Origin of the sequence: Curtobacterium sp. ODYSSEY 48 V2, from assembly GCF_023712625.1 — a bacterium.
GTDB lineage: Bacteria > Actinomycetota > Actinomycetes > Actinomycetales > Microbacteriaceae > Curtobacterium.
Genome location: NZ_JAMAXX010000001.1, coordinates 299,237 through 322,069, shown reverse-complemented (window position 1 = coordinate 322,069; position 22,833 = coordinate 299,237). Strand labels below are relative to the sequence as shown.

The following is a 22,833-nucleotide window of genomic DNA, read 5'->3' as shown; positions in this document are numbered from 1 at the left end:
TGGTGTCGGTGCGTGGTGTCAGCGGGCGGCGCTGGAGGTGGCCGGGACCGTCTCCGCGGTGAACCGCTCGGGGATCGGTGCCCCGGCCCGGCGCATCGCGACCAGGACGCTGCCGACGGTCGGATCGTGTCGGGGTTCGACGAGCTCGAGGGTCGTGTCCTCGGCGAGCAGTGCGGTGGCGAACGCCTCGCGGAACCGCGGCGCCCGGAAGAGCCCGCCGGAGTACGACACGGGGACCGGCTCGCCGGCGGGGAAGCCGAGCGCGCGGACCGTCGCGCCGACCAGGGTCGTGAGCTCCGCGGCGGCGCGGTGCAGGACGTCGGCAGCAGCGTCGTCGCCGGCGTCGGCGGCCGCGACGACCACCTTCGCCAGGTCGGCGACGGTCCCGCGGTCCGCGCCCCACTCGTCCATGACGACGCCGATCAGGTCGAGGTCCTCGGTCACCCCGACCCGCTCGCGCACGAGTGCGTGCAGCGGACCCCGGGGGAGTCGGCCGTCCGCCATCCGCGAGAAGGCGTTGAGCCCCTGGACGGCGACCCAGTACGCGGACCCCTCGTCGCCGAACACCTCGCTCCAGCCGCCGACGCGGTGCGCGGTGCCGCCGCGCTCGCCGTAGGCCATCGACCCGGTGCCGGCGATCACGTTGACGCCGTCGCGGCCGGCCAGCGATCCGGCCCAGCCGCCGACCATGTCGTTGCCGCAGGAGTACCGGTCGTGTCCGAGCACGTCGGCGGGGAGGGCGTCGAGCACGGGGGTGTCACGACTCGACTCCCCGTGACCGGGGATGCCGAAGTGCGCGAACGTGATGTCCGCCGGGGTGATGCCGGCTGCCGATGTCACCGCGTCGACGCCCGCACGGACGACGTCGCCGACGAGACCGGTCCCCGCGTCGAACCAGGAGGAGGCCGGCTGCCGCGACTCGGCGAGCGTGGTGCCCTCGCCGTCGGTGAGCAGGAACGCGGTCTTGGTGCCGCCGCCGTCCATGCCGAGGAAGACGGTCATGCCCGTGCAGCTCCCGCGCGGTGGTCGTGGATGGTCACGCCCTGGACGACGCGGTTGACCGTGCCGCCCGGGAACGGGTTGTCCGGCGTGCATCCGTGCGCGACGGACGTGGCGAGGGCGAGGAGCTGGGCGAAGCCGACCAGGGCGACGCTGCGGAACGCGTCGTCGAGGCCCGCCAGGTCGTCGAGCGGGAAGGAACGCTCGTCGTCCGCGTCCCCGCTGACCGAGACGACCCGGACGGCTCCGTCCGCGCGGAGCTCCCGGAGGATGTCCGCGTCGTACCGCGCTGTGTACGGGTCCGACGAGCCGTAGACGACCACCAGGGTGTGCGCACCCGCGACGGCCTTCGGGCCGTGCCGGAAGCCGAGCGGGGTGTCGAAGAACGACACGACCCCGCCGGCGGTGAGCTCGAGCAGCTTCAGCGCCGACTCGCGTGCCAGGCCCTGCAGCGCTCCGCTGCCCAGGTACACGACGCGTTCGGTGCCCTCCGCGAGCGAGGCGATCCGTGCCTCCAGGCCGGCGATCGTCCGTGCCGCCGCGACCAGCGCGCCGGTGCCGGCCACGAGCTCCGGCCGGAAGGCCAGGAGGACGGCGAGGAGCATCGTGGAGAAGCTGGACGTCATCGCGAAGCCGGTGTCGTTCGTCTCGGCCGGCATGTCGAGGACGAAGGACCGGTCCTGCCCGCGGTGCTCGCGGGCGAGGGCGCCCGTGGGGTCGCAGGTGACGACCAGGTGGTGCGCGCCCGGTGCGACGTCGTCGACGACGCGGGTCGCTGCGACGCTCTCCGGACTGTTGCCCGAGCGGGCGAACGAGACCAGGAGCAGCCGGCCGGGGTCGCCGAGCGAGCCGTGCGGGTCGGCGACGATGTCGGTCGTGGCGATCGACTCGACGCGACGGCCGAGGTGGCGGCGCAGGTCGACGCTCGCGATGTCCCCGACGAAGGCCGAGGTGCCGGCCCCGGTGAGCACGATGCGCAGGTCCTCGTCGGCGAGCAGCGGCTGCAGGAAGGCGTCGAGCGCGGCACGGCGGCCGTCGAGCGACGCGACGAGGCGCTGCCAGCTGTCGGGCTGCTGCAGGATCTCGCGGTGGGTCGCGGTCTCGTCGGCGCGGACGGGGGCGGTGGTGGTCACAGGGACTCCTTGCTGGTGGTGGTGGTGACCGTACCGGTGGCCTGCGCGCGCGGGGCGACGGCGGCGGCGTACGGACGCAGGACGTCGCGGACGCGGTCGAGCACGATGTCCTCGGCACGGTTCGGCAGCAGGCCCTCGCGGACCCGCTCGTACTGCACGGGCAGGTACTGGCTCAGCAGCGGGAGCGGGATGCCGACCGCGTCGAGGCTGCGGACGAGCGCCTCGGTCGCGGCGGTGATCTCCGGGTCCGGCCAGTAGTAGCGCATGCGGTCGCTGTAGCTGTAGGTGCGGGCGATGCGCTGCTCGTGCGCGTCGCCCTCGTAGTAGCGCTCCCAGCGGTCCGGCTCCGCGAGCATCCGACGCTCGACGACGCCGCGCAGGTCGACCGCGCTGCCGTCCGGGACGAGTTCGGACTCGACGGCGTCGAGGGCGAACAGCGCCTCGCGGAGCCCGAAGGTCAGGCCGGGGCCGACCTTGAGCACCGCCCAGTGGTCGTCGACCAGGGCACGGAGCGCCTCGGGCGTCTGGTAGTCGGTCGAGTGGGCCTCGTACACGAGTCCGGGCGTCGCCTCGATGACCTCCTGCAGCGCGGTCGTGGCCTCGGGCACGTAGTCGATGACCTGCAGGTGGTCGAACTCCACCGCGGGCTGCACGACGAGCGCGACGACGCGTGGCCACACGTCGGCGAGGCCGGCGCGCTCGAACGCCGCACGGTGCACGTCGAGCGTCCCGACCGCGGCCGTCGCCGGGGTCGGCTCGAGGTCGTGCAGCGTCTCCTTCGCCCCGCCGGGGGTCGGGACCTCGGTGCCGATGACGTAGACGATGCCGTCGCGGTCGATCCCGGCGTCGGTGGCGGCGGACTCCGCGGCGGCGAGCAGCACGGCGGCCCGCTCGGCGACGACCGCGTCGGTCAGCGGGGCGACCTCGCCCTGCAGCGGCATGCTGCAGTCGAGGTGGATCTTCGTGTAGCCGGCGGTGACGTAGGCGCGGACGAGGTCGACGGCGAGCGGCATCGCCTCGGCGGCCGGGCGGTCCTGCCACGTGTTCGGGCCGAGGTGGTCGCCGCCGAGGACGAGCCGGTCGGCCGGGAAGCCCTCGGCCTCGGCGAGGTCGAGCACCGCGGCCCGGAAGTCCGCGGGGGTCATGCCGGTGTACCCGCCGAACTGGTCGACCTGGTTCGAGGTCGCCTCGATGAGCAGGGGGGCGTCGTCCTCGAGTGCCTGGCGCATCGAGGCCCGCAGGACGTACGGGTTCGCCGAGCAGACCGAGTACATGCCCTCACCGGATCCGGCACGGTGGCGAGCGACGAGCGCAGTGATGGGGTTCACGTGGTTCTCCTGGTGCGTGCGCCGCGGTCGGCGGCGCTGCCGACGCGGCACCGTCCGGCGCCGCGTCCGGACCCAGTGTCGGCAACGACCGATCACTTCCGCTGCCACAACGATCACTCCGGTCATTCGCAGTGATCGTTCTGGCGCATGATGGGTCCATGGACAACGACTCGCCGGACGTCGGCCGCAAGCGGCGGGACCGGATGCGGGACATCCTCGAGCGGGTGCGGGAGCAGGGCTCGACGAGCACCGACGAGCTGATCCGGGCCTGCGGCGTCTCGGCGGCCACGGTCCGACGCGACCTCGGCGAGCTCGAGGCGCGCGGTCTCGTCGTGCGCAGCTACGGCCGGGTCGAGTCCGTCGGTGCGCTCCCGGAGCTGCCCGTCGTGATGCGTGCCTCGGAGGCCGACGCCGCCAAGCGCGCGGTCGGTCGGCTCGCCGCACGGCTCCTGCCCCCGGGGCGACAGGCCGTCGCGGTCAGCGGGGGGACCACCACGAAGGAGGTCGTGCGGGCGCTCGGCGACCGGAACGGTCTGACGGTGATCACGAACGCCGTGACCATCGCGCTCGAGGTCTCGCGCAGCCCGCGGGTGAAGACGATCCTGACCGGCGGCACGCTCCGCGCCACCTCGCTCGAGGCGGTCGGTCCCCTGGCCGAGGCCGCGTTCGCGGCGTTCAAGGTCACGACGGCGTTCCTCGGCACGGACGGCATCAGCGCGGCCGGCGGCGTCACCACGCACGACGACACCGAGGCGCGGACGAACGGCGTGATGGTGACGCACGCCGACCGCGTGGTCGTGGTGTGCGACGGCTCGAAGGTCGGGCGGCAGACGATGGCGCGGATGGCCGACATCGGCGACGTGTCGGTCCTGGTGACCGACGAGCACGCCCCGGCGGAGGCGCTCGAGCAGATCGCCGCGGCCGGGGTCGAGGTCCTCATCGCCTGAGCGCTCCACGCCCGAACGCGCACTCGTCCTGCGCGTTTCGCGAGGCTGCGTGGTGGTCGTGCCCACCGCGCCCTACCGTGGGGCCCGGCCGGCGAACCCCGTCGAGGCCGCGCACCCGGACGCCGCAGGAGCCCGCGTCGGGACGCGTGACCTCCCACCCCTCCGTGCCCTCTGCCACCCGCCGGGTGGCCCCGACCGTCGTCCCTCGGCGGTACCCCGAACGAAGGGCTTCCCATGACCCGCATCGTGTTCGTCGGCGCCGGGAGCGTCGTCTTCACGCGACAGCTGCTCGCCGACCTCCTCCGGTACGACGACCTCCCCGAGCTGGACCTCCGGCTGTTCGACGTCGACGAGCGTCGCCTCGCCGTCGCCGAGGCCACCGCCCGCCAGGTGAGCGAGCGCCTCGGCCGGCCGGTCACCCTCACGGCGACGACCGACCGACGCCGCGCCCTCGCCGACGCGGACTTCGTCGTCGACATGGTGCAGATCGGCGGGATCGCCGCGACCCGGACCGACCTCGAGATCCCGGAGCGGTACGGCCTGCACCAGACCATCGGTGACACCACGGGGGTCGGCGGCGTCTTCCGTGCCCTCCGCACCTTCCCGTTCCTCACCGAGCTGACCGCGGACATGCGCGAGGTCGCCCCGGACGCGGTCCTGCTCAACTACACGAACCCGATGGCGATGAACATCTGGTGGGCGGACACCGTCGCGCCGGACATCACGGCGCTCGGGCTCTGCCACAGCGTCTACTGGACCGCGCACGACCTCGCCGGACTCCTCGACCTCGACGTCGAGCAGACTCGGTTCCGCGCAGCAGGCGTCAACCACCAGTCGTGGTTGCTCGAGTGGACGCACGAGGGCGAGGACCTGTACCCGCGGCTCCGCGAGCGCATCCGGCAGGACCCGGAGCTCGAGCGGCGGGTACGGGTCGAGGTGTTCAAGCGGATCGGCTCCTACCCGACCGAGACGAGCGAGCACTCCTCCGAGTACCTGTCGTGGTTCCTCCGCTCGCCGGAGCAGGTCGACCGGTTCCGCCTGCGTCCGCTCGAGTACGTCGGCATCTCCGAGGACAACGTCGCCGAGTTCGAGGCCGCCGAGCGCGACCTGGCGGCCGGCCGACCCGTGCAGCTCGAGGAGGGCGCCTCGGAGTACGCCCCGCAGGTCATCCACTCGCTGGTCACCGGCACCGAGCGCGAGATCCACGCGAACGTGCCGAACAGGGGCCTGATCGACAACCTGCCGGACGGGTGCGTCGTCGAGGTCCCGACCACGGTCGGCGCTGGCGGCATCGCACCGGTCCCGATGGGGGCGCTCCCCGTGCAGGCAGCGGCGCTGAACCGGCCGTACGTCTCCGTGAACGAGCTCACCGTGCACGCCGCGCGGACGGGTGACCCGGTCGCGATCCGGCAGGCGGTGCTCATGGACCCGAACGCGTCCTCGACGCTCACGCCCGAGCAGATCTGGGAGCTGTGCAACGACCTCGTCGTCGCCCACGGGGACCTGCTGCCGGAACCGCTGCGCGCGACGATCCCCGCACGCGGGATCTGAGCTCGCCGGCCGACGCACCACTGACGACGAAGGAGTCCGCAGTGACACGCACCACCAGCAGCACACGCAGCAGCACACGCACCGCCCGCCGCCGCACCGGACGCGGCGCGCTCGCCGTCGCGATCGCGGTCGCCGCGACGGTCCTCACCGGCTGCGCACCGCAGGGTGCCACCGAGCTCGACACCACGGCACCGGTCCACCTGACCATGTGGTCGGGCCAGAGCGACGAGGCGGCGAAGCTCCTGCAGGTGCTCGTCGACGAGTACGAGGACGAGCACCCGAACGTGACGATCGACATGTCCTCCGGGGCCTCGTCGACCGACGAACTGCTCCAGAAGCTCGCGGCGTCGTTCGCCGGGAACGACTCACCCGACATCTCGTACACCTTCGGGTCGTGGGCGAGCCAGCTCGAGCGATCCGGGCGGACGCTCGACCTGCGCGCCGAGGCGGAGGACCCGGACACGCACTGGGACGAGTTCTCCCCGGCGGCTCGCGGCACCGCGCAGCCGACCGGGCGGAAGGTGATCGGCTTCCCCGCGGTCGTCGACAACATCTCGCTCTTCTACAACAAGACCGTCTTCGACGCCGCCGGTGAGCCGTACCCGACGGCGGACTGGGACTGGTCGGACTTCCGTCGCGCCGCGAAGGCGTTGACGGACCGGGACAGCCAGACCTTCGGCTACGGCTACTCGGTCTCGGGCAGCGAGGAGACCACCTGGCAGATGTGGCCGCACCTCTGGCAGAACGGCGGTTCGATCCTGTCCGAGGACGGCGAGCACGCCGCGTTCGACTCGAAGGCCGGCGTCGACGCCCTGGAGTTCATGCGGTCCATGGCCGTGACCGACCGCAGCGTGTACCTCGACCAGACGGACACGAAGTTCGCCCAGCTGTTCGAGAGCGACCGCGTCGGCATGATCACCTCCGGTCCGTGGGAGCTCTCCGCCCTGCAGACGGCCGGGACCTCCTACGGCGTGGTGCGGCTCCCCGGCACCGACGGTGACCACCAGACGGTGTCCGGGCCGGACCTCTGGACCCTCTTCGACAACCACGACGTGAACCGCGCGTACTGGGCGAAGGACTTCACGAAGTGGCTGACCTCGCCCGAGCAGGACGAGCGGTTCAACGTCGCGGTCGGCAACCTGCCGCTGCGGTCGAGCGAGGCCGACAGCGAAGCGTTCCGCAAGCAGGTCGACGCCCTGCCCGGACTCGACGTGATCCAGGCGAACTCCGCCAACGCGAAGCAGGTCCGCCCGACCCTGCCCGGCTACAACGGCCTGTCCGAGGCGTTCGGCAACGCGGTGTCCCGCGTGCTGCAGGGCGAGGGCGAACCGGCCGAGGCACTCCGGCAGGCGACCGTCGCCGCCGACAAGGCACTCCGTCAGGGCTAGGAGGCCCCCGTGACCACTCCCGCACTCCGCACCCGTCCGACCACCGACACCGCGCCGCCGCGGCCACCGCGCCGACGTCGATCGGCCGCCGCCCGCGAGGGCCTCGCCGGCTGGGGCTTCGTCGCCCCGGCCCTGGCGGTCGTCCTCGGCCTCACGATCTTCCCAGGGGTCTGGGCGCTCGTCCTCTCCTTCCAGCGCTGGGACGGCTTCAGCCCGCCGTCCTTCGCCGGCATCGAGAACTACCAGGACCTGGCCACCGACGCGAGCGCGCTCGCGGCCGCCGTGCACACCCTGCTGTACACGGTCCTGTTCGTCCCCGCGTCCCTGCTGCTCGGACTCGCCCTGGCCGTCGCGCTGAACCGGCGCATCCGGTTCATCGGGCTGTACCGCACGGCGATCTTCGTGCCGTTCGTGGCCTCGGCCGCGGCGACGGGCATCCTGACCACCTACCTGTTCAGCCCGCAGTTCGGCATCGTCAACAACGTGCTCCGCGTGCTGCACGTCCCGCCCCAGGGCTGGCTCGAGGACCGCGCCGAGGCGATGGTCGTGATCGTCGTCATGTCCCTGTGGGGGCAGGCGGCCTTCACGACCGTCATCTACCTCGCCGCCCTGCAGGACGTCCCCGGCGACGTGCTCGAAGCGGCCCGGATCGACGGCGCGAACAACTGGCAGACCTTCTGGCGCGTGGTGTGGCCGCAGCTGGCGCCCGTCACCGCGTTCGTCGGGATCTACCAGACCCTGCAGGCCGTGCAGCTCTTCGACCTCGTCTACGCAACCACCCGAGGCGGACCGCTCGACGCGACCCAGACGATCGTCTACTACCTGTGGAAGACGGCCTTCCAGAACCTGCAGTTCGGCTACGGGTCCGCCATCGCCTACGGCATGTTCTTCGTCACCCTCACCGCGACCGTGATCGTCACGCTCGTGCAGCGCCGAGCCGGAAGGAACGCGTCACGATGACCGTCGAGACCCGAGTACTCGAGACCCCGAACCGGCCGGACGCCGTCGCGACACCGGCGGAGCGCACCACACCCCGTCGTCGACGTCGCCTGCCGTTCAGCCCGTGGCACCTCCTGCTCGCACCGGTGGCGCTCCTCTTCCTGCTGCCGTTCGTCGAGATGTTCATGACGTCGCTCGAACCGGCCTCGGAGATCAACAAGTTCCCGCCGTCGTTCCTCCCGACGCAGTTCACGCTGTCGGGCTACACGCGCCTGTTCGCCGAGTCGGACATCCTGCACTGGCTCCTCAACACGGTCATCGTGTCGGCGTCGGCGATCGTCTCGCACCTCGTCCTGTGCTCGCTGGCCGGGTACGGGTTCGCGCGCCTGCGGTTCCCGGGGCGGACGTTCGGGTTCCTGGCGATCCTCGCGACGATCATGATCCCGTCGCAGCTGCTCATGATCCCGACGTACGTCATGTTCGCCCGGTTGCACCTCGTGGACAGCCTCGGTGCCGCGATCGTGCCCTGGCTCGCCTCGGCGTTCGGCATCTTCCTGATGCGGCAGTTCTTCCTGTCCCTGCCCGCCGAGCTCGAGGAGGCCGGCCAGATCGACGGGTGCACCCGCCTGCAGGTGTTCTTCCGGATCGTGCTGCCGCTCGCCCGTCCCGCGTTGGCGACGCTCGCGATCTTCACGCTGCTCGGGTCGTGGAACGACCTGGTCTGGCCGCTCGTGGCGATCAACGACGCCGACTCGTTCACGCTGCAGCTCGGTCTGACGAACTTCCAGGGGGCGCGGCGGACCGACTGGTCGCTGCTGATGGCGGGGAACGTGGTCGCCACGCTGCCGCTGATCCTGCTCTTCCTGGTGGCGCAGAAGCAGTTCGTCGCGACGATGGCCTCGGCCGGTCTGAAGGGCTGAGCAGCACGGACGACGGGAGGCACGGTGCTCACGGGCACCGTGCCTCCCGTCGTCCGTGCGGGCGGTCCGCAGGCACGGCTGCCGGCCGGGAGGCGCGGGTCCGCCCGGAACCGAGCCGCTGGCTGGGCGCGGACTGCCGGCCGGGAGGCGCGGGTCGGCTCGGTACCACGCCTCCCGTCCTGCGCACGGACGGACCGGAGCCGCGGGGCGGGCCGGTACCGTGCCTCCCGTCCGGGCGCATCGGCCGTCCACGCGGCCGCAGCGACCACGACGGAGCGCCCCTCGGATCCCGAGGGGCGCTCCGTCCGGTGGCCGTGTCGGCCACCGCTCACTTCAGGCCGGAGGACGCGAGACCGTCGATCACCCGCCGCTGCAGCACGATGAACAGGATCAGCACCGGGGCCATCGCCATCAGGCTCGCCGCCATGAGCAGGGGGTAGTCGATGGTCCGGTCGCTGGACAGGGTCGCGAGCCCGGCGGCGAGCGGCATGTCCTCGGCGCGGGTGGAGACCACCAGCGGCCAGAGCAGCTCGTTCCACGACCAGAGCACGGTCGTGATCGCGAGCACGCTGATCGACGGGCGCGCGAGCGGCAGCATGATCCGCCAGAAGGTCTGGAACGGGTTGGCTCCGTCCATGCGTGCCGCCTCCTCGAGCTCCGCGGGCATGTTGAGGAACGCGGTCCGCATCAGGAAGGTGCCGAAGGCGCTGAACAGGCCCGGTGCGACGATGCCGGCCAGGCTGTCCAGCCACCCGAGGCCCTGGACGATCTGGTACTGCGAGATCAGGTAGACCTGCGACGGCACCAGCAGGATCGACAGCACGATCCCGAGGATGACCGCGCGGCCGCGGAACCGCATGCGGGCGAACGCGTACCCGGCCAGGGTGCACAGCACGATCTGCGCCAGGGTGCGGATCAGGGTCACCCAGATCGAGGTCGCGAGCTGGTCGAGGAAGGGGAGCCGTTCGAACACCCGGGCGAAGTTGCTCCACTGCAGCTCACCGGGCCAGAAGGTCGGCGTCGGCGAGGTCACCTGCGCGTTCGTGGACAGCGCCATGACGATCTGCCACAGGAACGGGAACGCCATGACGAACCCACCGATGCCGAGCACCACGTGGATCCACCAGTGGCTGCCCCCGCGGCGCCCCGGACGCGTCGTCGTCTGCGCCCGGCTGCGGCTCGCCGCCCTCGTGGCCGCCGCGACCTTGCTGCCGCGCGCTTCGATGATGCCGGTCATGACTGGACCCACTTCCGCTGGACCCGGAACTGCACGACGGTGATGATGCCGATGAGCACGAAGATCACCATCGCGATGGCAGCCGCGAAGCCCTTGTCGTTGTCGATGAACCCGGCGTTGTAGAAGTAGAAGACGAGGGACATCGTCTTCGGGATGACCGGGTTGGTGGAGCCGAGGATCGCGTAGAGCAGGTCGAACAGCTGGAAGCTCGAGATCGTGGTGACGACGAGCACGAAGAAGATGCTCGGGGTCAGCAGCGGCACGGTGAGCGCGTGGAACTGGCGCCAGCGACTCGCGCCGTCCAGCTCTGCGGCCTCGTACAGCTCGGGTGGGATGTCCTTGAGCCCGGCACCGAGGATGATCATCGAGAAGCCGAGCGACGACCACAGGCCGACGAGGGACACCGCGACGAGCGCGAAGCCCGGGGTGGAGATCCAGTACGGGCCGTCGATGCCGACCAGCCCGAGGAACCAGTTCACGATGCCGAAGTCGCCGTTGTACATGATGCGCCACACCAGGGCGATCGCGGCGGGCATCGCGACGTAGGGCAGGAAGAACAGCACGCGGTAGAACTGTGCGAAGCGCAGGCCCGGCGTGTTCAGCAGGCTCGCGAGCCAGACCGCGATCGGGATGCCGAGCAGGACGATCACCGTGGAGACGATCGTGTTGACCAGCGACTGGTACAGCTGCGGGTCGGTCAGCAGGCGCCCGTAGTTCGCCAGGCCCGTGAAGGTGGCGCCGCCGAACACGCCCCAGCTCGTGAACGAGTACCAGAACGTCTGGAGGATCGGCCAGATGAAGAACGTCCCGACGCCGATGAGCAGCGGGAGCACGAACAACCACGGCCAGATGCCGTCGGTGCGTGGTGCCCGCGACGGTCGCGAGGGGCCGTCGGGACTGGTGTCGGGCGGTGCGGCCATCTGTGTGGCGTCCGGTTGCTGGGTGTTGATCGTCATCAGGTCGCTCCTCGGCCAGGGCGGTCGGATCGGGTGGTCCGTGCGGTGCGGATGGGCGGACGGGACGGAGCCGGCCGGCCGGGCGCGGGCCCGACCGACCGGCTCGTCGTCACTCCTTCGCGAGTGCTGCGTCCATCTCCTGGGCGAGCTTCTCCGTCACCTGGTCGACCGGCTCGGAGCCGTCGAAGGCGCTCGGCAGCAGGTTCGTCTCGAGGGTGTTCCACGCGGCGGTGTTCTTCGACACCGGCAGCGGCTTCGCGTAGTCGACCGCGTCGAGGAAGACCTGCAGGTCCGCGTCGGGCATGGTCTTCGTGAAGGCGTCCTGCGTGCCCTCGTACGCCGGGATGACCGCGCCCATGTCGCCCTGCTGCTGCTGTGCCGGCTTGCTCGCCAGGTACGCCTGCAGTGCCTGGGCTGCGGCCCTGTTCCCCGACCCCTCGGCGACGACGTTCGAGACGCCGTGGATGACGGTCGCCTGCTCCTTGCCCTTCGGCAGCGGGTAGACGACGACGTCCTGCTCCATGTCGGTGCCGATCAGCGCCGACCGGAACCAGCTGCCGCCCTGGTACATCGCGAGCTTGCCGGAGGTGAACCACTGGTCCGCCGTGGTGTCGGTGAGCTGCTTGATCGTCGGCGAAGCGCCCGAGTCGATCAGGTCGGTCCAGAAGCGGATGCCCTCCTGCGCGGCCTTCGTGTCGTACTCCGACTTCCCGTCGTCGATGACGGACCCGCCGGCCTGGAAGATCGTGTCGTAGTAGGTGGTCTGTCCGTCCATGCCGCCGGCGGCGCCGTACGCGCCGTCGCCCTGCAGCTTCTGCGACAGTTCGGCGGCGGTGTCCTGGAAGTCCTGCCACGTCCAGTCCTTCGACGGCATCGCGACGCCGGCCTGCTCGAACAGGGCCTTGTTCACCCAGACGCCGATCGTGTCGAAGTCCTTCGGCACGCCGTACTGCTTGCCGTCGTAGGTGTACAGCTCGTCGAGCGCCTTCGAGTACTTCGACGGGTCGATCGCGCCCGACTCCACGGCGCCGGTGATCGGTGCGAGCTTGCCGTTGCCCGCGTAGAGCTGGAAGTTCGGGCCGTTCATCCAGAACAGGTCGGGCAGCGTGTTGCTGGAGCCCTGCGTCTGCAGCTTCGTGAAGTAGTTGGCGTACGGCGTGACGTCGACGTTGACGGTGATGTCCGGGTACTCCTCGTTGAAGCCCTTGATGTTCGCCTTGATCGCGTCGACCTGGTTCTGGTCCCACACGGCGTACGTCAGGTCGGCCTTCGTGTCCTTCGCGACGGTGCCCTTCCCGGAGTCGGAGCCGGCGGACGAGGCGCTGCTGCACCCGGCGAGGAGGGCGACGGCGCTGACCGCGGCAGCGAGACCGAGCAGGGCGCGGCGGCGACCGCGGCCGTGACGGGGGGAGGGGAGGGTCATCGGGTGTTCCTTCCGGAGAGGTCGTCGCGGCCGGCGGCCGAGAAGTGACGGATCGTGGCATCGGGGAGGGGCGGCACGTCGAGCGGGACGGAGCCGTTGCGGAGCGAGCGGGTGGCGAGTGCGCCGGCGGCGACCGCCATGCGCGCCGCGATCGGGGACAGCGTCGTCGGCTCGCCGAGGGCCACCGAGCGGAGGAACTCGGTCATCGTGAGGAGGTCGGCGTCGGCGTGACCGTCCTCGACGCCGTCGACGGGGTACTCGACGTCACCGGTGACGTCCCAGTTGCGGCGGTGGGTCCACACCTTGACGACACCACCGCCGGTGTCGCCGACGTTCTCGAGCCGTCCGTGGGTGCCGATCACCGTGTAGTTGCGCCAGTAGTCGGGCGTGAAGTGGCACTGCTCGTAGCTCGCCTGCACGCCGTTGTCGAGCGTCATCATCACCATCGAGACGTCCTCCACGTCGACGACGGGGTTCAGGCCGGTCTGCTCGGCGGGCGGCCAGTTGTCGAACGAGAACCAGTCGGTCATGAGCTCGTCGCTGCGGTCCCGCCGGTCGGTGACGTCGCCGTACACGGAGAGCGACCCCATCCCGACGACCCGGCTCGTGTACGCACCGGCGAGGGCGTGCACGACGTCGAGGTCGTGGCTCGCCTTCTGCAGCAGGAGGGAGTTCACGCGGCTGCGGTCGGCGTGCCAGTCCTTGAAGTAGTAGTCGCCGCCGTTGCCGACGAAGTGGCGGACCCACACCGCCTTGACCTCGCCGATCTCACCGCGGGCGATCACCTCGCGCATGAGTCGGACGACGGCGGCGTGCCGGAAGTTGTGGCCGACGTACAGGGGCGTCCCGGTCTCGGCGGCGGTGTTCAGGACGGCGTCGGCGTCCTCGACCGTGATCGCCAGGGGCTTCTCGAGGTAGACGGCGATGCCGGCACGGAGCAGGTCGATCGCGATCTCGGCGTGGGTCCAGTCCGGGGTGGTGACGATCGCCGCGTCCACGAGGTTCGGCACGCCGTCCGAGCCGATCAGTGCCCGGTGGTCGGCGACCACCTCGGCCTCCGGCCAGTGTGCGGCGGCACGTGTCCGGCCGTTCTCCGTGGTGTCGGCGGCGGCCGTGATCCGGGCGTCCACGCCGTCGGCGTCCAGCCCAGCAGCGGCCACGTGGTCGGCGATGGCCGACCGCTGGCCGATGCCGACGACGCCGACCCGGAGCAGGCGTGTGCTCGTGGTGGTCATCTCGCTCCCTTGCGTGAATGTGACGGCAATGATGCCAAATCGATCATGAGTGCACAATAAGCACGCATGGCTCGATCACGGAAGCGTGCATCCGAGGTTGTTACATGTCGGCAACGTCACGACGACGGCACACGACGGCACGGGACGGCGCCGGCCGACTGCGGCTGCGCAGCCGACGACGGGCGGATCCGGGGTGACCTGGGCCGCGGGGCGTCAGCTCGCGACGACGAGTTCCACGCCGGCGGACGCCAGGTCTGCGGCGAACGACGCCGGCACCGCCTGGTCCGTGACGAGCACGTCGATGCGGTCGAGCGGGCAGATGCGCGCGAAGGTGGAGCGCTCGATCTTCGTCGAGTCGGCGACCACGATGATCCGCCGTCCGACCGACGCGAAGTGCCGGCTCACCTCGGCCTCGCCCTCGTGCATGGTCGTGGCGCCGTACTGGCCGGACAGCCCGTCGACCCCCAGCACGACGACGTCGAGCGCGAACCCGTCGAGGGTGTCGCGGACCGTCGGGCCGATGAGCTCGTACGACTGCCGCCGTGCCACACCGCCCGTCACGACGATCTTGACGTTGGCGCGGATCGACAGCTCGTAGCCGATGTTCAGGGCGTTGGTGACGATGGTGATGCCGCACTCGCCGTCGGCGCGGATGAAGCGCTCGGACTTGCCGAGCTCCCGCGCGACCTCGGTCGTCGTCGTCCCGCCGTTCAGGCCGACGGTGTCCCCCGGGGAGACGAGCGCGGCGGTCGCCCGGGCGATGGCGGTCTTCGCCTCGGCCTGCCGGGCGATCTTGTACTGCAGCGGCAGCTCGTACCCCGCGCCCAGCGCTGCGGCCCCACCGTGGGTGCGCGTGACCAGCCGCTGGTCCGCCAGGGTCGTGAGGTCGCGCCGGGCGGTCGCAGCGGAGATGCCGAGCGCCTCGCCGATCTCGGCGATGGAGACGTTCCCGCGGTCGCTCACGAGCTCGAGGAGCGCGTTGAGCCTCTGCTGCGGGGTCATGGCGTCATCCTACGGGCGTGTTCGCTGCGCGATGTGAGCGGAAATGATGCGCGTTGTTTGCACCGATCACGATCGGTCGGCAGGCTGTCGGCGTCCGATCAGTCCCGATCGGCACGACCGGAGGGCTCGCGATGACCGCGAACGGTGCAGCGCTCGGCATCGACGTCGGGGGCACGAGCATCAAGGTGCGCCTGGTCGCCGACGACGGGCGGGTGCTCGAGGAGCAGCGTGTCCCGACGCCCCGGGAGGACCCGCAGGCCACCGCGCTGGCCGAGCTCGTCGCGACGCTGGGACAGCGGGCCCGGACGGTCGCCCGGCGACGGGGGACGGACCTCGGGGCGATCGGTCTGGTCGTCCCCGGGGTCGTCGACGAGGACGCCGGCCGGTCGGTGCTCTCCGTGAACCTCGGCTGGCGGGACGTGCCGGTCCGGGCACGGGTCGCCGACGCCCTGCGCGCGGCAGGCGTGGACGCCGTCCCGCTCGCCTTCGGCCACGACGTCCGGGCCGGAGCGCTCGCCGAGGTCCGGGCCGCCGGTCCGGGAGCGGCCCCGGGCGGTCCGCTCGCCACCGACACCGACACCGACACCGACACCGACACCGCCACCGACACGATCGCCGCGCTCGGCCGTGGCACCGTCGCCTTCGTCCCGGTGGGGACCGGCCTGGCGAGTGCCCTGGTCGTCGACGGCCGGGTCGTACCGGGCGGCGGGTGGGCCGGGGAGGTCGGCCAGGTCCGGATCCGGGACGGCGCGCACGCGGGCCTCCGGGTCGAGGAGGTCGCCTCGGCCGGCGCCGTCGCACGCCGCAGTGGTGCTCCGAGCGCCCACGACGCGATGCTCCGGGTGCTCGACGGGGACCCGGTCGCCCGACGGGCGTGGGACGACTGCGTCGACGTGCTCGCCGACACCCTGGCCTGGCTGACGGCCGTCGCGGGGTGCCACACCCTGATCGTCGGCGGCGGGCTGGCGCAGTCCGGGCCGCTGCTGTTCGACCCGCTGCGCGCCGCCGTCGCGGACCGCCTCGCCGGGGTCCGACTGCCCGAACTCGTGGGGGCGCGCCACGGCGATGCGGCCGGCGCCATCGGTGCGGTGCTGCTCGCCCGCCAGGCCCGAGCCGGCTCGGCGCAGGCCGGCTCCGCGCGTGCCGCGTCGGTGCGTGCCGGGTCGGTGCCGGACGTGGCGGTGACCGCGTGACCGTCCTCGTCCGCGCCCCACGGATCGTCACCGCCGCGGTCGACCTGTCGGAGGCGTGGCTCGCCGTCGAGGACGGCCGGGTCGCCGCGGTCGGCACCGGTGCGGCACCGGTGCACGACCGTGTGGTCGAGGCGCCGGGCACCGTCCTGCCGGCCTTCGTCGACCTGCACGCGCACGGTGCCCTCGGGCACGACTTCGCCTCGTGCTCGGTCGCCGAGGCGCGGGCGGCCGCCGACCACCACGCCGCGCGGGGGACCACCCGCCTGGTGGCGTCGATCGCGACGGGCACGGTGCCGGACACGGTCGCTGCCCTGCACCGCCTGCGACCGCTCGTCGACGACGGCACGCTCGCCGGACTGCACCTCGAGGGGCCCTGGCTCGCACCCGCCCGCCGGGGTGCGCACGCCGCGCAGCTGCTGCACCCGCCGACCCCCGACGAGGTCGACCTGTTCGTGGACGCCGGCGGTGCGGCGCTCCGGATCGTCACCCTCGCGCCCGAGCTCCCGGGTGCGCTCGACGCGGTCCGGCGACTGGTGGCGTCGGGTACCGTCGTCGCGATCGGGCACACCGACGCCGACGGCGGCCAGGTCCGGGCGGCGGTGGACGCCGGTGCGACCCTCGTCACGCACCTGTTCAACGGGATGCCGCCGCTGCACCACCGTGCGCCCGGCCCGGTCGGCGTCGCGCTGTCGGACGAGCGTCTCACCGTGGAGTGCATCGTGGACGGCCACCACCTCGACCCGGTCACCGTCGACCTCGTGCGCGGAGCCGCGGGTGACCGCCTCGTGCTCGTCTCGGACGCCATGGCCGCGACCGGCTGCGCCGACGGCAGCTACCGGATCGCCGGCTCGGAGGTCGTCGTCTCCGACGGAGTCGCCCGGCTCGCGGACGGCTCGTCACTGGCGGGGAGCACGATCACGGTGGCAGACGCCGTCACTCGCTTCGTCGACGGTCACCCGGACCGGCTGCCGGCGGCGGTGCACGCGTCCTCGGCACGGGCGGCGTCGGTGCTCGGTCTGCGTCCGCCGCTCAGCGTCGGATCCGCCGCCGACATCGTGGTGGTCGGACCCGACGGGCGGATCCACCCGCTGCCGCTCGGACCGGCCGCCTGACCGAGCGCGGCCGCCCGCCCGGGCGGCCCGTGTCACGGAGCCGGCGCCGCCGGACGGGAGGCGCGGTGCCGGCCCGCCACGCGCCTCCCGTCCGGATCAGCGACGTGCCGGCGGGCCGCACGCCGCGCCGACGACCGGACACCGGTTGCCGTCGAGCTCGTCGGTGTACTCGTCGCCGTCACCGAGCAGCACGTGCCGGTACGCCTCGTCGTCGATCGGTTCCGCGGAGCGCACGGCAGCCTCGAGCAGGCTGTCGTCGACCTCCGGCAGGGCGCTGACGGCCACGAGCGTGCCGCCCACGACCGCGGCGACCTCGTGGCCGTGTTCGCTCGTCCGCCGCACGACCCCGCCGTCCTCGTCGCACGACGTCTCCGCCTCGGAACCGCCCCCGGGGGCGACGCCCTCGATCGGTCGGCCGCACGGCGGGGTCGTCGCCGCGAGCGTGACGACCGTCAGGTCCGATCCCGACGCGTCGCCGGGCGCGTGCGCCTCCTCGGCAGGCGAGGAGAACACCTGCAGGAACCCCGGCAGCCGCTGCTCGATGTTCGCCTCGTACACGGAGCCGTACCCGTCGGGGGAGATCGTGACGGGCCGGAAGTCCGCGCCGATGGCGACCTGCGCCCGCGCGATGGCCTGCTCGTCCCGTTGCACGTCGCTCCCGTGGACGCGGACGCCGACCGCGACGACCACCGCGACGACCGCGACCGCGGCGCCCGTCCCCAGGACGGCGCCGAGCTTCCGCAGGACCCCGCGGTGCACGAGCATCGCCGGGACCGCGGCGACGACCGCGCCCACCATGTACGGCGTGGGCGTGGACGCGAGGAGCGGGAACGTCGGCTCGGGGCCGGCGAAGGCAGCGGGCAGCAGCGCCGCGACGAGGACCGCGGGGACGAGGACGAGGCCCGCAGCACCGAGCCACGCCGTCCGGCGACGCCGGGTGGCGAGGACCGCCAGACCGCCGAGTGCTCCGCACGCCACGACCGTGTGGACCAGCAGCGCCACGAGGCCGGGTACGCCGACGAAGAACGTGAGGAGGGCGGCCGCGCGCGCGAGGTGTGCGGCGCCGACGCCGATCGCCGTCGCGCCGAGCACGTGCACCCAGGGGTGCGTCCTGGTCTGCTCGCTGGTCGTGTCGCCCACGCTGTGCCCCCGTCCGTCGGACCCCCTGTCCGACCGAGCCGATCCTCGCACGCCGCGTGCCGTCGCGGTCGGGCCGGGTCGTCAGCGGGGCGAGGGTCGGAACCAGCGGATCAGCTCGCGGAGCGCCGGCAGCGAGCTGATCTGCGTGCCGTCCGCGGCGTCGAGGTCGTCGAAGGTCGTCCGGTAGCCCGGGGCCTGCTCGACGTCGGTGTCCTCGGCCGGGTAGCCCATCGTCCACTCCGGGAACTGCCGCTCCTCGATGAGCTCCTCGGTGAGCACCGTGACCTTGGTGTGCCGGTCGTCGTGCTTGATCGTCGCCATCTTCGCGCGGACCGCCTGGTCCGGACCCTCGAGCAGCTGCAGGAAGTAGCCGTTCCGGAAGAGCAGGACGCCGGTGATGTCGTTCTCCGCGTTCGCCCGCCGACTCTGCGCGAGCAGGCCGGCGAGGTCGTCGTCGTCGAGGGATCGGGTGGCGACACTCGAGTAGATGAGGGACAGCATCGGGGCTCCTTGGTGGCGGTCGTGCCGGGTCCGTCAGTCAACTCCGCGGCACCCGTGCGTCCACGGACCACCGGGGGACGAGCGGACAGGCCGACGTCGCACGGCCGTCGGCTCTGGGAGGCTGGTGCCATGGACCCCGTCATCGTCATCGGAGAAGCCCTGGTCGACGTGGTCGACCGCCCCGATGGGCGCGTCGAGCACCCGGGCGGGAGCCCGATGAACGTCGCCGTCGGCCTCGCTCGCCTCGGCCGGGCCGCACGGCTCGTGTGCGCGCTCGGCGACGACGACCACGGCGGTTCGATCCGGGCGCACGTCGGCGCGAGCGACGTCGAGGTCGACGCGACCGCGATCGAACGCACCTCCACCGCCGTCGCGACGATCGGCGACGACGGCGGTGCGTCCTACGAGTTCGACCTCGACTGGCGCCTCGACCCGGTGCAGGTGCCGGTCGGTACGCCGCTCGTGCACGTCGGCTCCATCGGTGCCGTGCTGGAGCCGGGCGCACGGACCGTGCTCGAGGCGCTCCGCACCCGCCCGACGGACGCCCTCGTCTCCCTCGACCCGAACGTCCGTCCGTCGATCGCGCCCGACCGGGATGCCGTGCTCGCCACCCTCGAACCGCTGTTCGCCGAGGCCGACGTGATCAAGCTCAGCGACGAGGACGCCGCGTGGCTCTGGCCGGACCGCAGCGTCGACCAGGTCCTCGACGGGCTGCTGGCGCACGGGGCGGCGCTCGCCGCGGTGACGCTCGGCGGCTCGGGCTGCGCGATGGCGTCCGCCCGCGCGCGGACCACCGTGCCGGCGCCGCGCGTCGAGGTCGCGGACACGATCGGCGCGGGTGACTCGTTCATGGCGGGGCTGCTCGCCGGCGTGCTCGCACGGGGATCCGCGCCCACCGGCCTCGACACCGACGAGCTCGGACGCCTGGCGTCGCTCGCGCTGGCCTGTGCCGCCGTCACGGTGTCCCGCCCGGGCGCGGACCCGCCCGTCCGGGCCGAGCTCGACACGGACGCCGCCGGGGTCCTGGGCGCCTGACCGCTCGTCGCCCTGCCGCACGCCCGGACCGGACGTACGGGGCAGCGACCGGTGCTCGCCACGGGTGAGCCTCGCGTCGCCCGCACAACGGGGAGCACGTGGCGCCGCGGATCGACGTGGCGCGAGGTGCTCCCGGTTGTGCGCGAGCACATCGCACCGGCGGCCGACCGCGTGGCCGCTGACCGCCCGACCACCGACCGCGTGGCCGCTGACCGCCCGACCACCGACCGCGCGACCGCTGACCGCCCGACCACCGACCGCGCGACCGCTGACCGCCCGACCGCTGCGGCCCGCGCGGGCGCACGGCCGCGCACCGGCCGGGCCCCCCGCCGTCAGGCGTGCGCGGCGAGGAACGCGTCGGTCTCCGCGGCCGTCGGAGCCGTCGCCGGCCCCCGCCGTGTCACCGCGAGTGCCGCCGCGGCATTGGCACGCCGGACCGCGTCGACCAGCGAGAGCCCGCGCGCCAGGGCAGCGACGAGCACGCCGCCGTGGGCGTCACCCGCGCCGTTCGAGTCCACCGCGTCGACGGGGAACCCGGGCACCAGGACCGGGGCGCGCCCCGGCTCGGCGACCCAGCAGCCCGCTGCGCCGTCACGGGCCAGCGCGGTGCCGCGGGCGGATGCGGCGATCGCCGCGACCGCCTCGGGGAGTCCCGCGGCGGTCGGTGCCATGAGCCGTGCCTCCCGGCCGTTGGCGCTGACCACGTCCGCGCGCGCCGTGACGGGGCCGAGCACCGCCGGGGGCAGCGTGTCGACCAGCGGTGACGGGTCGAGCACGACACGGACGGAGTCCGGCACCGTCGTCAGCCAGTCGGCGATGGCCGGACCGTTGACGGCGTGCGCGAGGCCGTAGCCGGAGACGACGACGGTGTCGTCCGGCCGGAGCGCGACGCGGTCGAGGTCCGCGCGGCCGAGCCGGCCCTCGGCGCCGACGCTCGTCACGAAGGTGCGCTCGGTGGAGGCGTCGACGAGTGCGACGCAGTACCCGCTGTCGACGTCGTCGAGCCCGGGCTGCAGGACCTCGACGCCCGAGTCGACGAGCGCCGCACGGACGACGTCGCCGAACGGCCCGGTGCCGTACTGTCCGGCGAACACCACGGGCAGGCCGTCGCGGACGGCGGCGACCATCGTGTTGAGCCCGCCGCCCGCGGTGATCTCCGACGCCGAGGCGATGACGTCACCGCCGGGCTCGGGGATCGCGTCCACGCGCATGACGATGTCGACGACGACGTTGCCGACCGAGACGAGGCGGCTCACGCGCGCTCCTCGGGAGCGTGCAGCTGGCCGCGGGCACCGCCGGTGAGCAGGTACACGAGGGCGGCGACGACGAACGTCACGATCCACCCGAGGCCGTTCGCGCCGATCCAGCTGTCCGAGAGTGCTCCGACGAACACGGGGTCCGCGTCGCCGACCTGCACCGAGGTGAAGAGGAAGCCGACGACGATCGCGACGACCCAGGCGGCGAGGGCGCCCCAGGCGACGCCGCCGCGGTACCAGTAGCGGCCTCCGGCGCGGAGGTCGAGCAGCGCGGCCGGGTCGTACCAGCGTCGCTTCGCCATGTCGGCGATGAACACCCCGAGCCAGGCGGTGATCGGCACCGCGAGCACCGAGATGAACGTGATGAAGGGCGCGTAGAAGCCGTCGGCGACGAGCATGAAGTACATCGCGCCGAGGGTCGTGACGACCACGTCGACGGCGACCGCCCACACGCGGGGCACCTTGATGCCGAGGGTCAGCGTGGTGAGGCTCGCCGAGTACACCGACAGGTGGTTCGACAGCAGCAGTCCGCCGAAGGCCGCGACCAGGTACGGGATCGCCATCCAGCTCGGCAGCAGGTCGCGGATCGCCGCGACCGGGTCACCGGCCTGCGCGAGGGTGGGGTCGCCGGCGGAGACGAGGGCGCCGAGACCGACCAGGACCACGAGGGGGATGCCCGCGCCGGCGGCGCTGGCGCTGATCAGGGCGCCCGCCTTCACCGAGGTGCGCGTGTACCGGGCGATGTCCGCACCGGCGGTCGCCCACCCGATGCCGGTGCCCGCGGCGATGGTGCCGATGCCGATCACCATCGCGGCGACCGGGCCCGCGGGCTGCGACCCGACGACGTCCCAGTCGACACGGAGCACCAGGAACACGGCGACGAAGACGTTGAGGGCGCCGAACACCCACGTCGCCCACTTCTGCACGGCGACGATGAACGCGTGGCCGAGCCCGGAGACGAGCACGGTCGCGACGACGAACACGAGGATGGCGACGATCGTCAGCACCGGGTTCGCCTTCGCGTCGCCGTCGGTGCCGAACAGGATCGTGAAGAGCGACAGCAGCACGAAGGCCGCGGTCGTCGTGTTCACGGTCTCCCACCCGAGGCGGGAGAGCAGCGACACCGCGGTCGGACCGATGTTCCCGCGCACGCCGAACACCGCGCGGCTCAGGGTCAGACCGGGAGCCCCGCCGCGGCGTCCGGCGATGGAGATCACCCCGACGACCGCGAAGGACCCGGCGGCGCCGATCACCGCGACGACGAGCGCCTGCCAGATCGTCAGCCCCTGGAACGCCACGAGCGTCGCACCGAGGGGGAGCCCGAGGATCGAGATGTTCGCGGCGAACCAGACCCAGAACAGGGCCCCGGGGGCGCCGTTCCGCTCGTCGTGGGGCACGGGCTCGATGCCGCGCTGTTCGACGCTCGTCAGCGTGCCGCTGGAGAGCGTGCCGCCGGAGCGCGTGGTGGTGTCCTGGGCCATGGGGTCCTCTTACGTCATCGGAAGGGTGCTGCGGGGGAGGTGGGGTGCTGCGGGGGA

20 protein-coding genes are annotated in these 22,833 nt (G+C 72.6%); 8 read left to right on the top strand and 12 right to left on the bottom strand.

The window, feature by feature from the left end:
• Positions 1–18: 18 nt before the first annotated feature.
• Genes M3666_RS01535 through M3666_RS01525 form a run of 3 tightly spaced genes read right to left on the bottom strand, consistent with a single transcriptional unit; the run spans position 19 to position 3,460 of the window.
• Entirely contained in the window at positions 19–1,002 is a 984-nt protein-coding gene (locus tag M3666_RS01535) for an N-acetylglucosamine kinase (RefSeq protein ID WP_251154277.1), read from the bottom strand.
• Positions 999–2,132: an SIS domain-containing protein gene (locus M3666_RS01530; RefSeq protein WP_251154276.1), complete on the bottom strand. Its 1,134-nt coding sequence runs from the start codon at positions 2,130–2,132 to the stop codon at positions 999–1,001. The genes M3666_RS01535 and M3666_RS01530 overlap by 4 nt, the downstream gene beginning before the upstream one ends.
• A complete protein-coding gene (locus M3666_RS01525) occupies positions 2,129–3,460 on the bottom strand; it encodes a D-tagatose-bisphosphate aldolase, class II, non-catalytic subunit (protein ID WP_251154275.1) in 1,332 nt (443 codons plus the stop codon). The genes M3666_RS01530 and M3666_RS01525 overlap by 4 nt, the downstream gene beginning before the upstream one ends.
• 158 nt (positions 3,461–3,618) lie before the next feature.
• On the opposite strand from M3666_RS01525, the gene M3666_RS01520 reads away from it, so the two are divergent.
• From M3666_RS01520 to M3666_RS01500, 5 genes are all read left to right on the top strand, one after another.
• Entirely contained in the window at positions 3,619–4,407 is a 789-nt protein-coding gene (locus tag M3666_RS01520) for a DeoR/GlpR family DNA-binding transcription regulator (protein ID WP_066651508.1), read from the top strand.
• 234 nt (positions 4,408–4,641) lie between these two features.
• On the top strand, positions 4,642–5,958 hold the full coding sequence (melA, locus tag M3666_RS01515) for an alpha-galactosidase (RefSeq protein ID WP_251154274.1): 1,317 nt from the start codon (positions 4,642–4,644) through the stop codon (positions 5,956–5,958).
• A gap of 41 nt (positions 5,959–5,999) precedes the next feature.
• Positions 6,000–7,346: an ABC transporter substrate-binding protein gene (locus M3666_RS01510; RefSeq protein WP_251154273.1), complete on the top strand. Its 1,347-nt coding sequence runs from the start codon at positions 6,000–6,002 to the stop codon at positions 7,344–7,346.
• A 9-nt stretch (positions 7,347–7,355) separates the two neighbouring features.
• Positions 7,356–8,306 (top strand): carbohydrate ABC transporter permease, encoded by a 951-nt coding sequence (locus M3666_RS01505; RefSeq protein ID WP_251154272.1) that lies wholly within the window; start codon positions 7,356–7,358, stop codon positions 8,304–8,306.
• A complete protein-coding gene (locus tag M3666_RS01500) occupies positions 8,303–9,205 on the top strand; it encodes a carbohydrate ABC transporter permease (RefSeq protein ID WP_081984540.1) in 903 nt (300 codons plus the stop codon). The genes M3666_RS01505 and M3666_RS01500 overlap by 4 nt, the downstream gene beginning before the upstream one ends.
• Positions 9,206–9,533: 328 nt before the next feature.
• Here the strand turns inward: M3666_RS01500 and M3666_RS01495 are convergent, their stop codons facing one another.
• The 5 genes from M3666_RS01495 to M3666_RS01475 all read right to left on the bottom strand — a co-directional run bounded on the left by M3666_RS01495 (position 9,534) and on the right by M3666_RS01475 (position 15,058).
• Entirely contained in the window at positions 9,534–10,442 is a 909-nt protein-coding gene (locus M3666_RS01495) for a carbohydrate ABC transporter permease (protein WP_245172021.1), read from the bottom strand.
• Positions 10,439–11,398 (bottom strand): carbohydrate ABC transporter permease, encoded by a 960-nt coding sequence (locus M3666_RS01490; protein ID WP_251154271.1) that lies wholly within the window; start codon positions 11,396–11,398, stop codon positions 10,439–10,441. The genes M3666_RS01495 and M3666_RS01490 overlap by 4 nt, the downstream gene beginning before the upstream one ends.
• A gap of 109 nt (positions 11,399–11,507) precedes the next feature.
• Positions 11,508–12,821, bottom strand: coding sequence for a sugar ABC transporter substrate-binding protein (locus tag M3666_RS01485; protein WP_251154270.1), 1,314 nt, complete (start codon positions 12,819–12,821; stop codon positions 11,508–11,510).
• The gene (locus M3666_RS01480; protein ID WP_251154269.1) at positions 12,818–14,056 is read right to left on the bottom strand and encodes a Gfo/Idh/MocA family protein; all 1,239 of its coding nucleotides are present in this window, start codon (positions 14,054–14,056) and stop codon (positions 12,818–12,820) included. The genes M3666_RS01485 and M3666_RS01480 overlap by 4 nt, the downstream gene beginning before the upstream one ends.
• Before the next feature lie 213 nt (positions 14,057–14,269).
• Positions 14,270–15,058, bottom strand: a complete 789-nt coding sequence (locus M3666_RS01475) for a DeoR/GlpR family DNA-binding transcription regulator (protein WP_066651516.1) — start codon at positions 15,056–15,058, stop codon at positions 14,270–14,272.
• Between the two features lie 131 nt (positions 15,059–15,189).
• Here M3666_RS01475 and M3666_RS01470 point away from each other — a divergent pair, with 131 nt between their 5' ends.
• Positions 15,190–16,251 (top strand): ROK family protein, encoded by a 1,062-nt coding sequence (locus M3666_RS01470; RefSeq protein WP_251154268.1) that lies wholly within the window; start codon positions 15,190–15,192, stop codon positions 16,249–16,251.
• On the top strand, positions 16,248–17,363 hold the full coding sequence (locus M3666_RS01465; RefSeq protein WP_251154267.1) for an N-acetylglucosamine-6-phosphate deacetylase: 1,116 nt from the start codon (positions 16,248–16,250) through the stop codon (positions 17,361–17,363). The genes M3666_RS01470 and M3666_RS01465 overlap by 4 nt, the downstream gene beginning before the upstream one ends.
• Before the next feature lie 96 nt (positions 17,364–17,459).
• Here M3666_RS01465 and M3666_RS01460 read toward each other — a convergent pair whose 3' ends face one another.
• Together M3666_RS01460 and M3666_RS01455 are read right to left on the bottom strand one after the other, a co-directional pair.
• Positions 17,460–18,503 (bottom strand): hypothetical protein, encoded by a 1,044-nt coding sequence (locus M3666_RS01460; protein WP_251154266.1) that lies wholly within the window; start codon positions 18,501–18,503, stop codon positions 17,460–17,462.
• An 81-nt stretch (positions 18,504–18,584) separates the two neighbouring features.
• Positions 18,585–19,004: a BLUF domain-containing protein gene (locus tag M3666_RS01455; RefSeq protein WP_066651524.1), complete on the bottom strand. Its 420-nt coding sequence runs from the start codon at positions 19,002–19,004 to the stop codon at positions 18,585–18,587.
• Positions 19,005–19,133: 129 nt separating this feature from the next.
• Here M3666_RS01455 and M3666_RS01450 point away from each other — a divergent pair, with 129 nt between their 5' ends.
• Positions 19,134–20,039: a carbohydrate kinase gene (locus tag M3666_RS01450; RefSeq protein ID WP_251154265.1), complete on the top strand. Its 906-nt coding sequence runs from the start codon at positions 19,134–19,136 to the stop codon at positions 20,037–20,039.
• A gap of 332 nt (positions 20,040–20,371) precedes the next feature.
• On the opposite strand, the gene M3666_RS01445 is transcribed toward M3666_RS01450, so the two are convergent.
• Both M3666_RS01445 and M3666_RS01440 read right to left on the bottom strand, forming a co-directional pair.
• Positions 20,372–21,295, bottom strand: a complete 924-nt coding sequence (locus tag M3666_RS01445; RefSeq protein WP_209684538.1) for a PfkB family carbohydrate kinase — start codon at positions 21,293–21,295, stop codon at positions 20,372–20,374.
• Positions 21,292–22,776 carry a cytosine permease gene (locus tag M3666_RS01440; RefSeq protein WP_251154264.1) on the bottom strand — a complete coding sequence of 495 codons (1,485 nt, stop codon included), beginning with the start codon at positions 22,774–22,776 and terminating at the stop codon, positions 21,292–21,294. Before M3666_RS01440 ends, M3666_RS01445 begins: the two co-directional genes overlap by 4 nt.
• Between the last annotated feature and the right edge of the window lie 57 nt (positions 22,777–22,833).

What these genes read in the sequence shown, in the direction of transcription:
- M3666_RS01535 (WP_251154277.1), bottom strand. Translation starts at nt 1,002, where the DNA reads ATGACCGTCTTCCTCGGCATGGACGGCGGCGGCACCAAGACCGCGTTC.
- M3666_RS01520 (WP_066651508.1), top strand. Translation starts at nt 3,619, where the DNA reads ATGGACAACGACTCGCCGGACGTCGGCCGCAAGCGGCGGGACCGGATG.
- melA (WP_251154274.1), top strand. Translation starts at nt 4,642, where the DNA reads ATGACCCGCATCGTGTTCGTCGGCGCCGGGAGCGTCGTCTTCACGCGA.
- M3666_RS01500 (WP_081984540.1), top strand. Translation starts at nt 8,303, where the DNA reads ATGACCGTCGAGACCCGAGTACTCGAGACCCCGAACCGGCCGGACGCC.
- M3666_RS01495 (WP_245172021.1), bottom strand. Translation starts at nt 10,442, where the DNA reads ATGACCGGCATCATCGAAGCGCGCGGCAGCAAGGTCGCGGCGGCCACG.
- M3666_RS01490 (WP_251154271.1), bottom strand. Translation starts at nt 11,398, where the DNA reads ATGACGATCAACACCCAGCAACCGGACGCCACACAGATGGCCGCACCG.
- M3666_RS01485 (WP_251154270.1), bottom strand. Translation starts at nt 12,821, where the DNA reads ATGACCCTCCCCTCCCCCCGTCACGGCCGCGGTCGCCGCCGCGCCCTG.
- M3666_RS01480 (WP_251154269.1), bottom strand. Translation starts at nt 14,056, where the DNA reads ATGACCACCACGAGCACACGCCTGCTCCGGGTCGGCGTCGTCGGCATC.
- M3666_RS01475 (WP_066651516.1), bottom strand. Translation starts at nt 15,058, where the DNA reads ATGACCCCGCAGCAGAGGCTCAACGCGCTCCTCGAGCTCGTGAGCGAC.
- M3666_RS01470 (WP_251154268.1), top strand. Translation starts at nt 15,190, where the DNA reads ATGACCGCGAACGGTGCAGCGCTCGGCATCGACGTCGGGGGCACGAGC.
- M3666_RS01455 (WP_066651524.1), bottom strand. Translation starts at nt 19,004, where the DNA reads ATGCTGTCCCTCATCTACTCGAGTGTCGCCACCCGATCCCTCGACGAC.
- M3666_RS01450 (WP_251154265.1), top strand. Translation starts at nt 19,134, where the DNA reads ATGGACCCCGTCATCGTCATCGGAGAAGCCCTGGTCGACGTGGTCGAC.
- M3666_RS01440 (WP_251154264.1), bottom strand. Translation starts at nt 22,776, where the DNA reads ATGGCCCAGGACACCACCACGCGCTCCGGCGGCACGCTCTCCAGCGGC.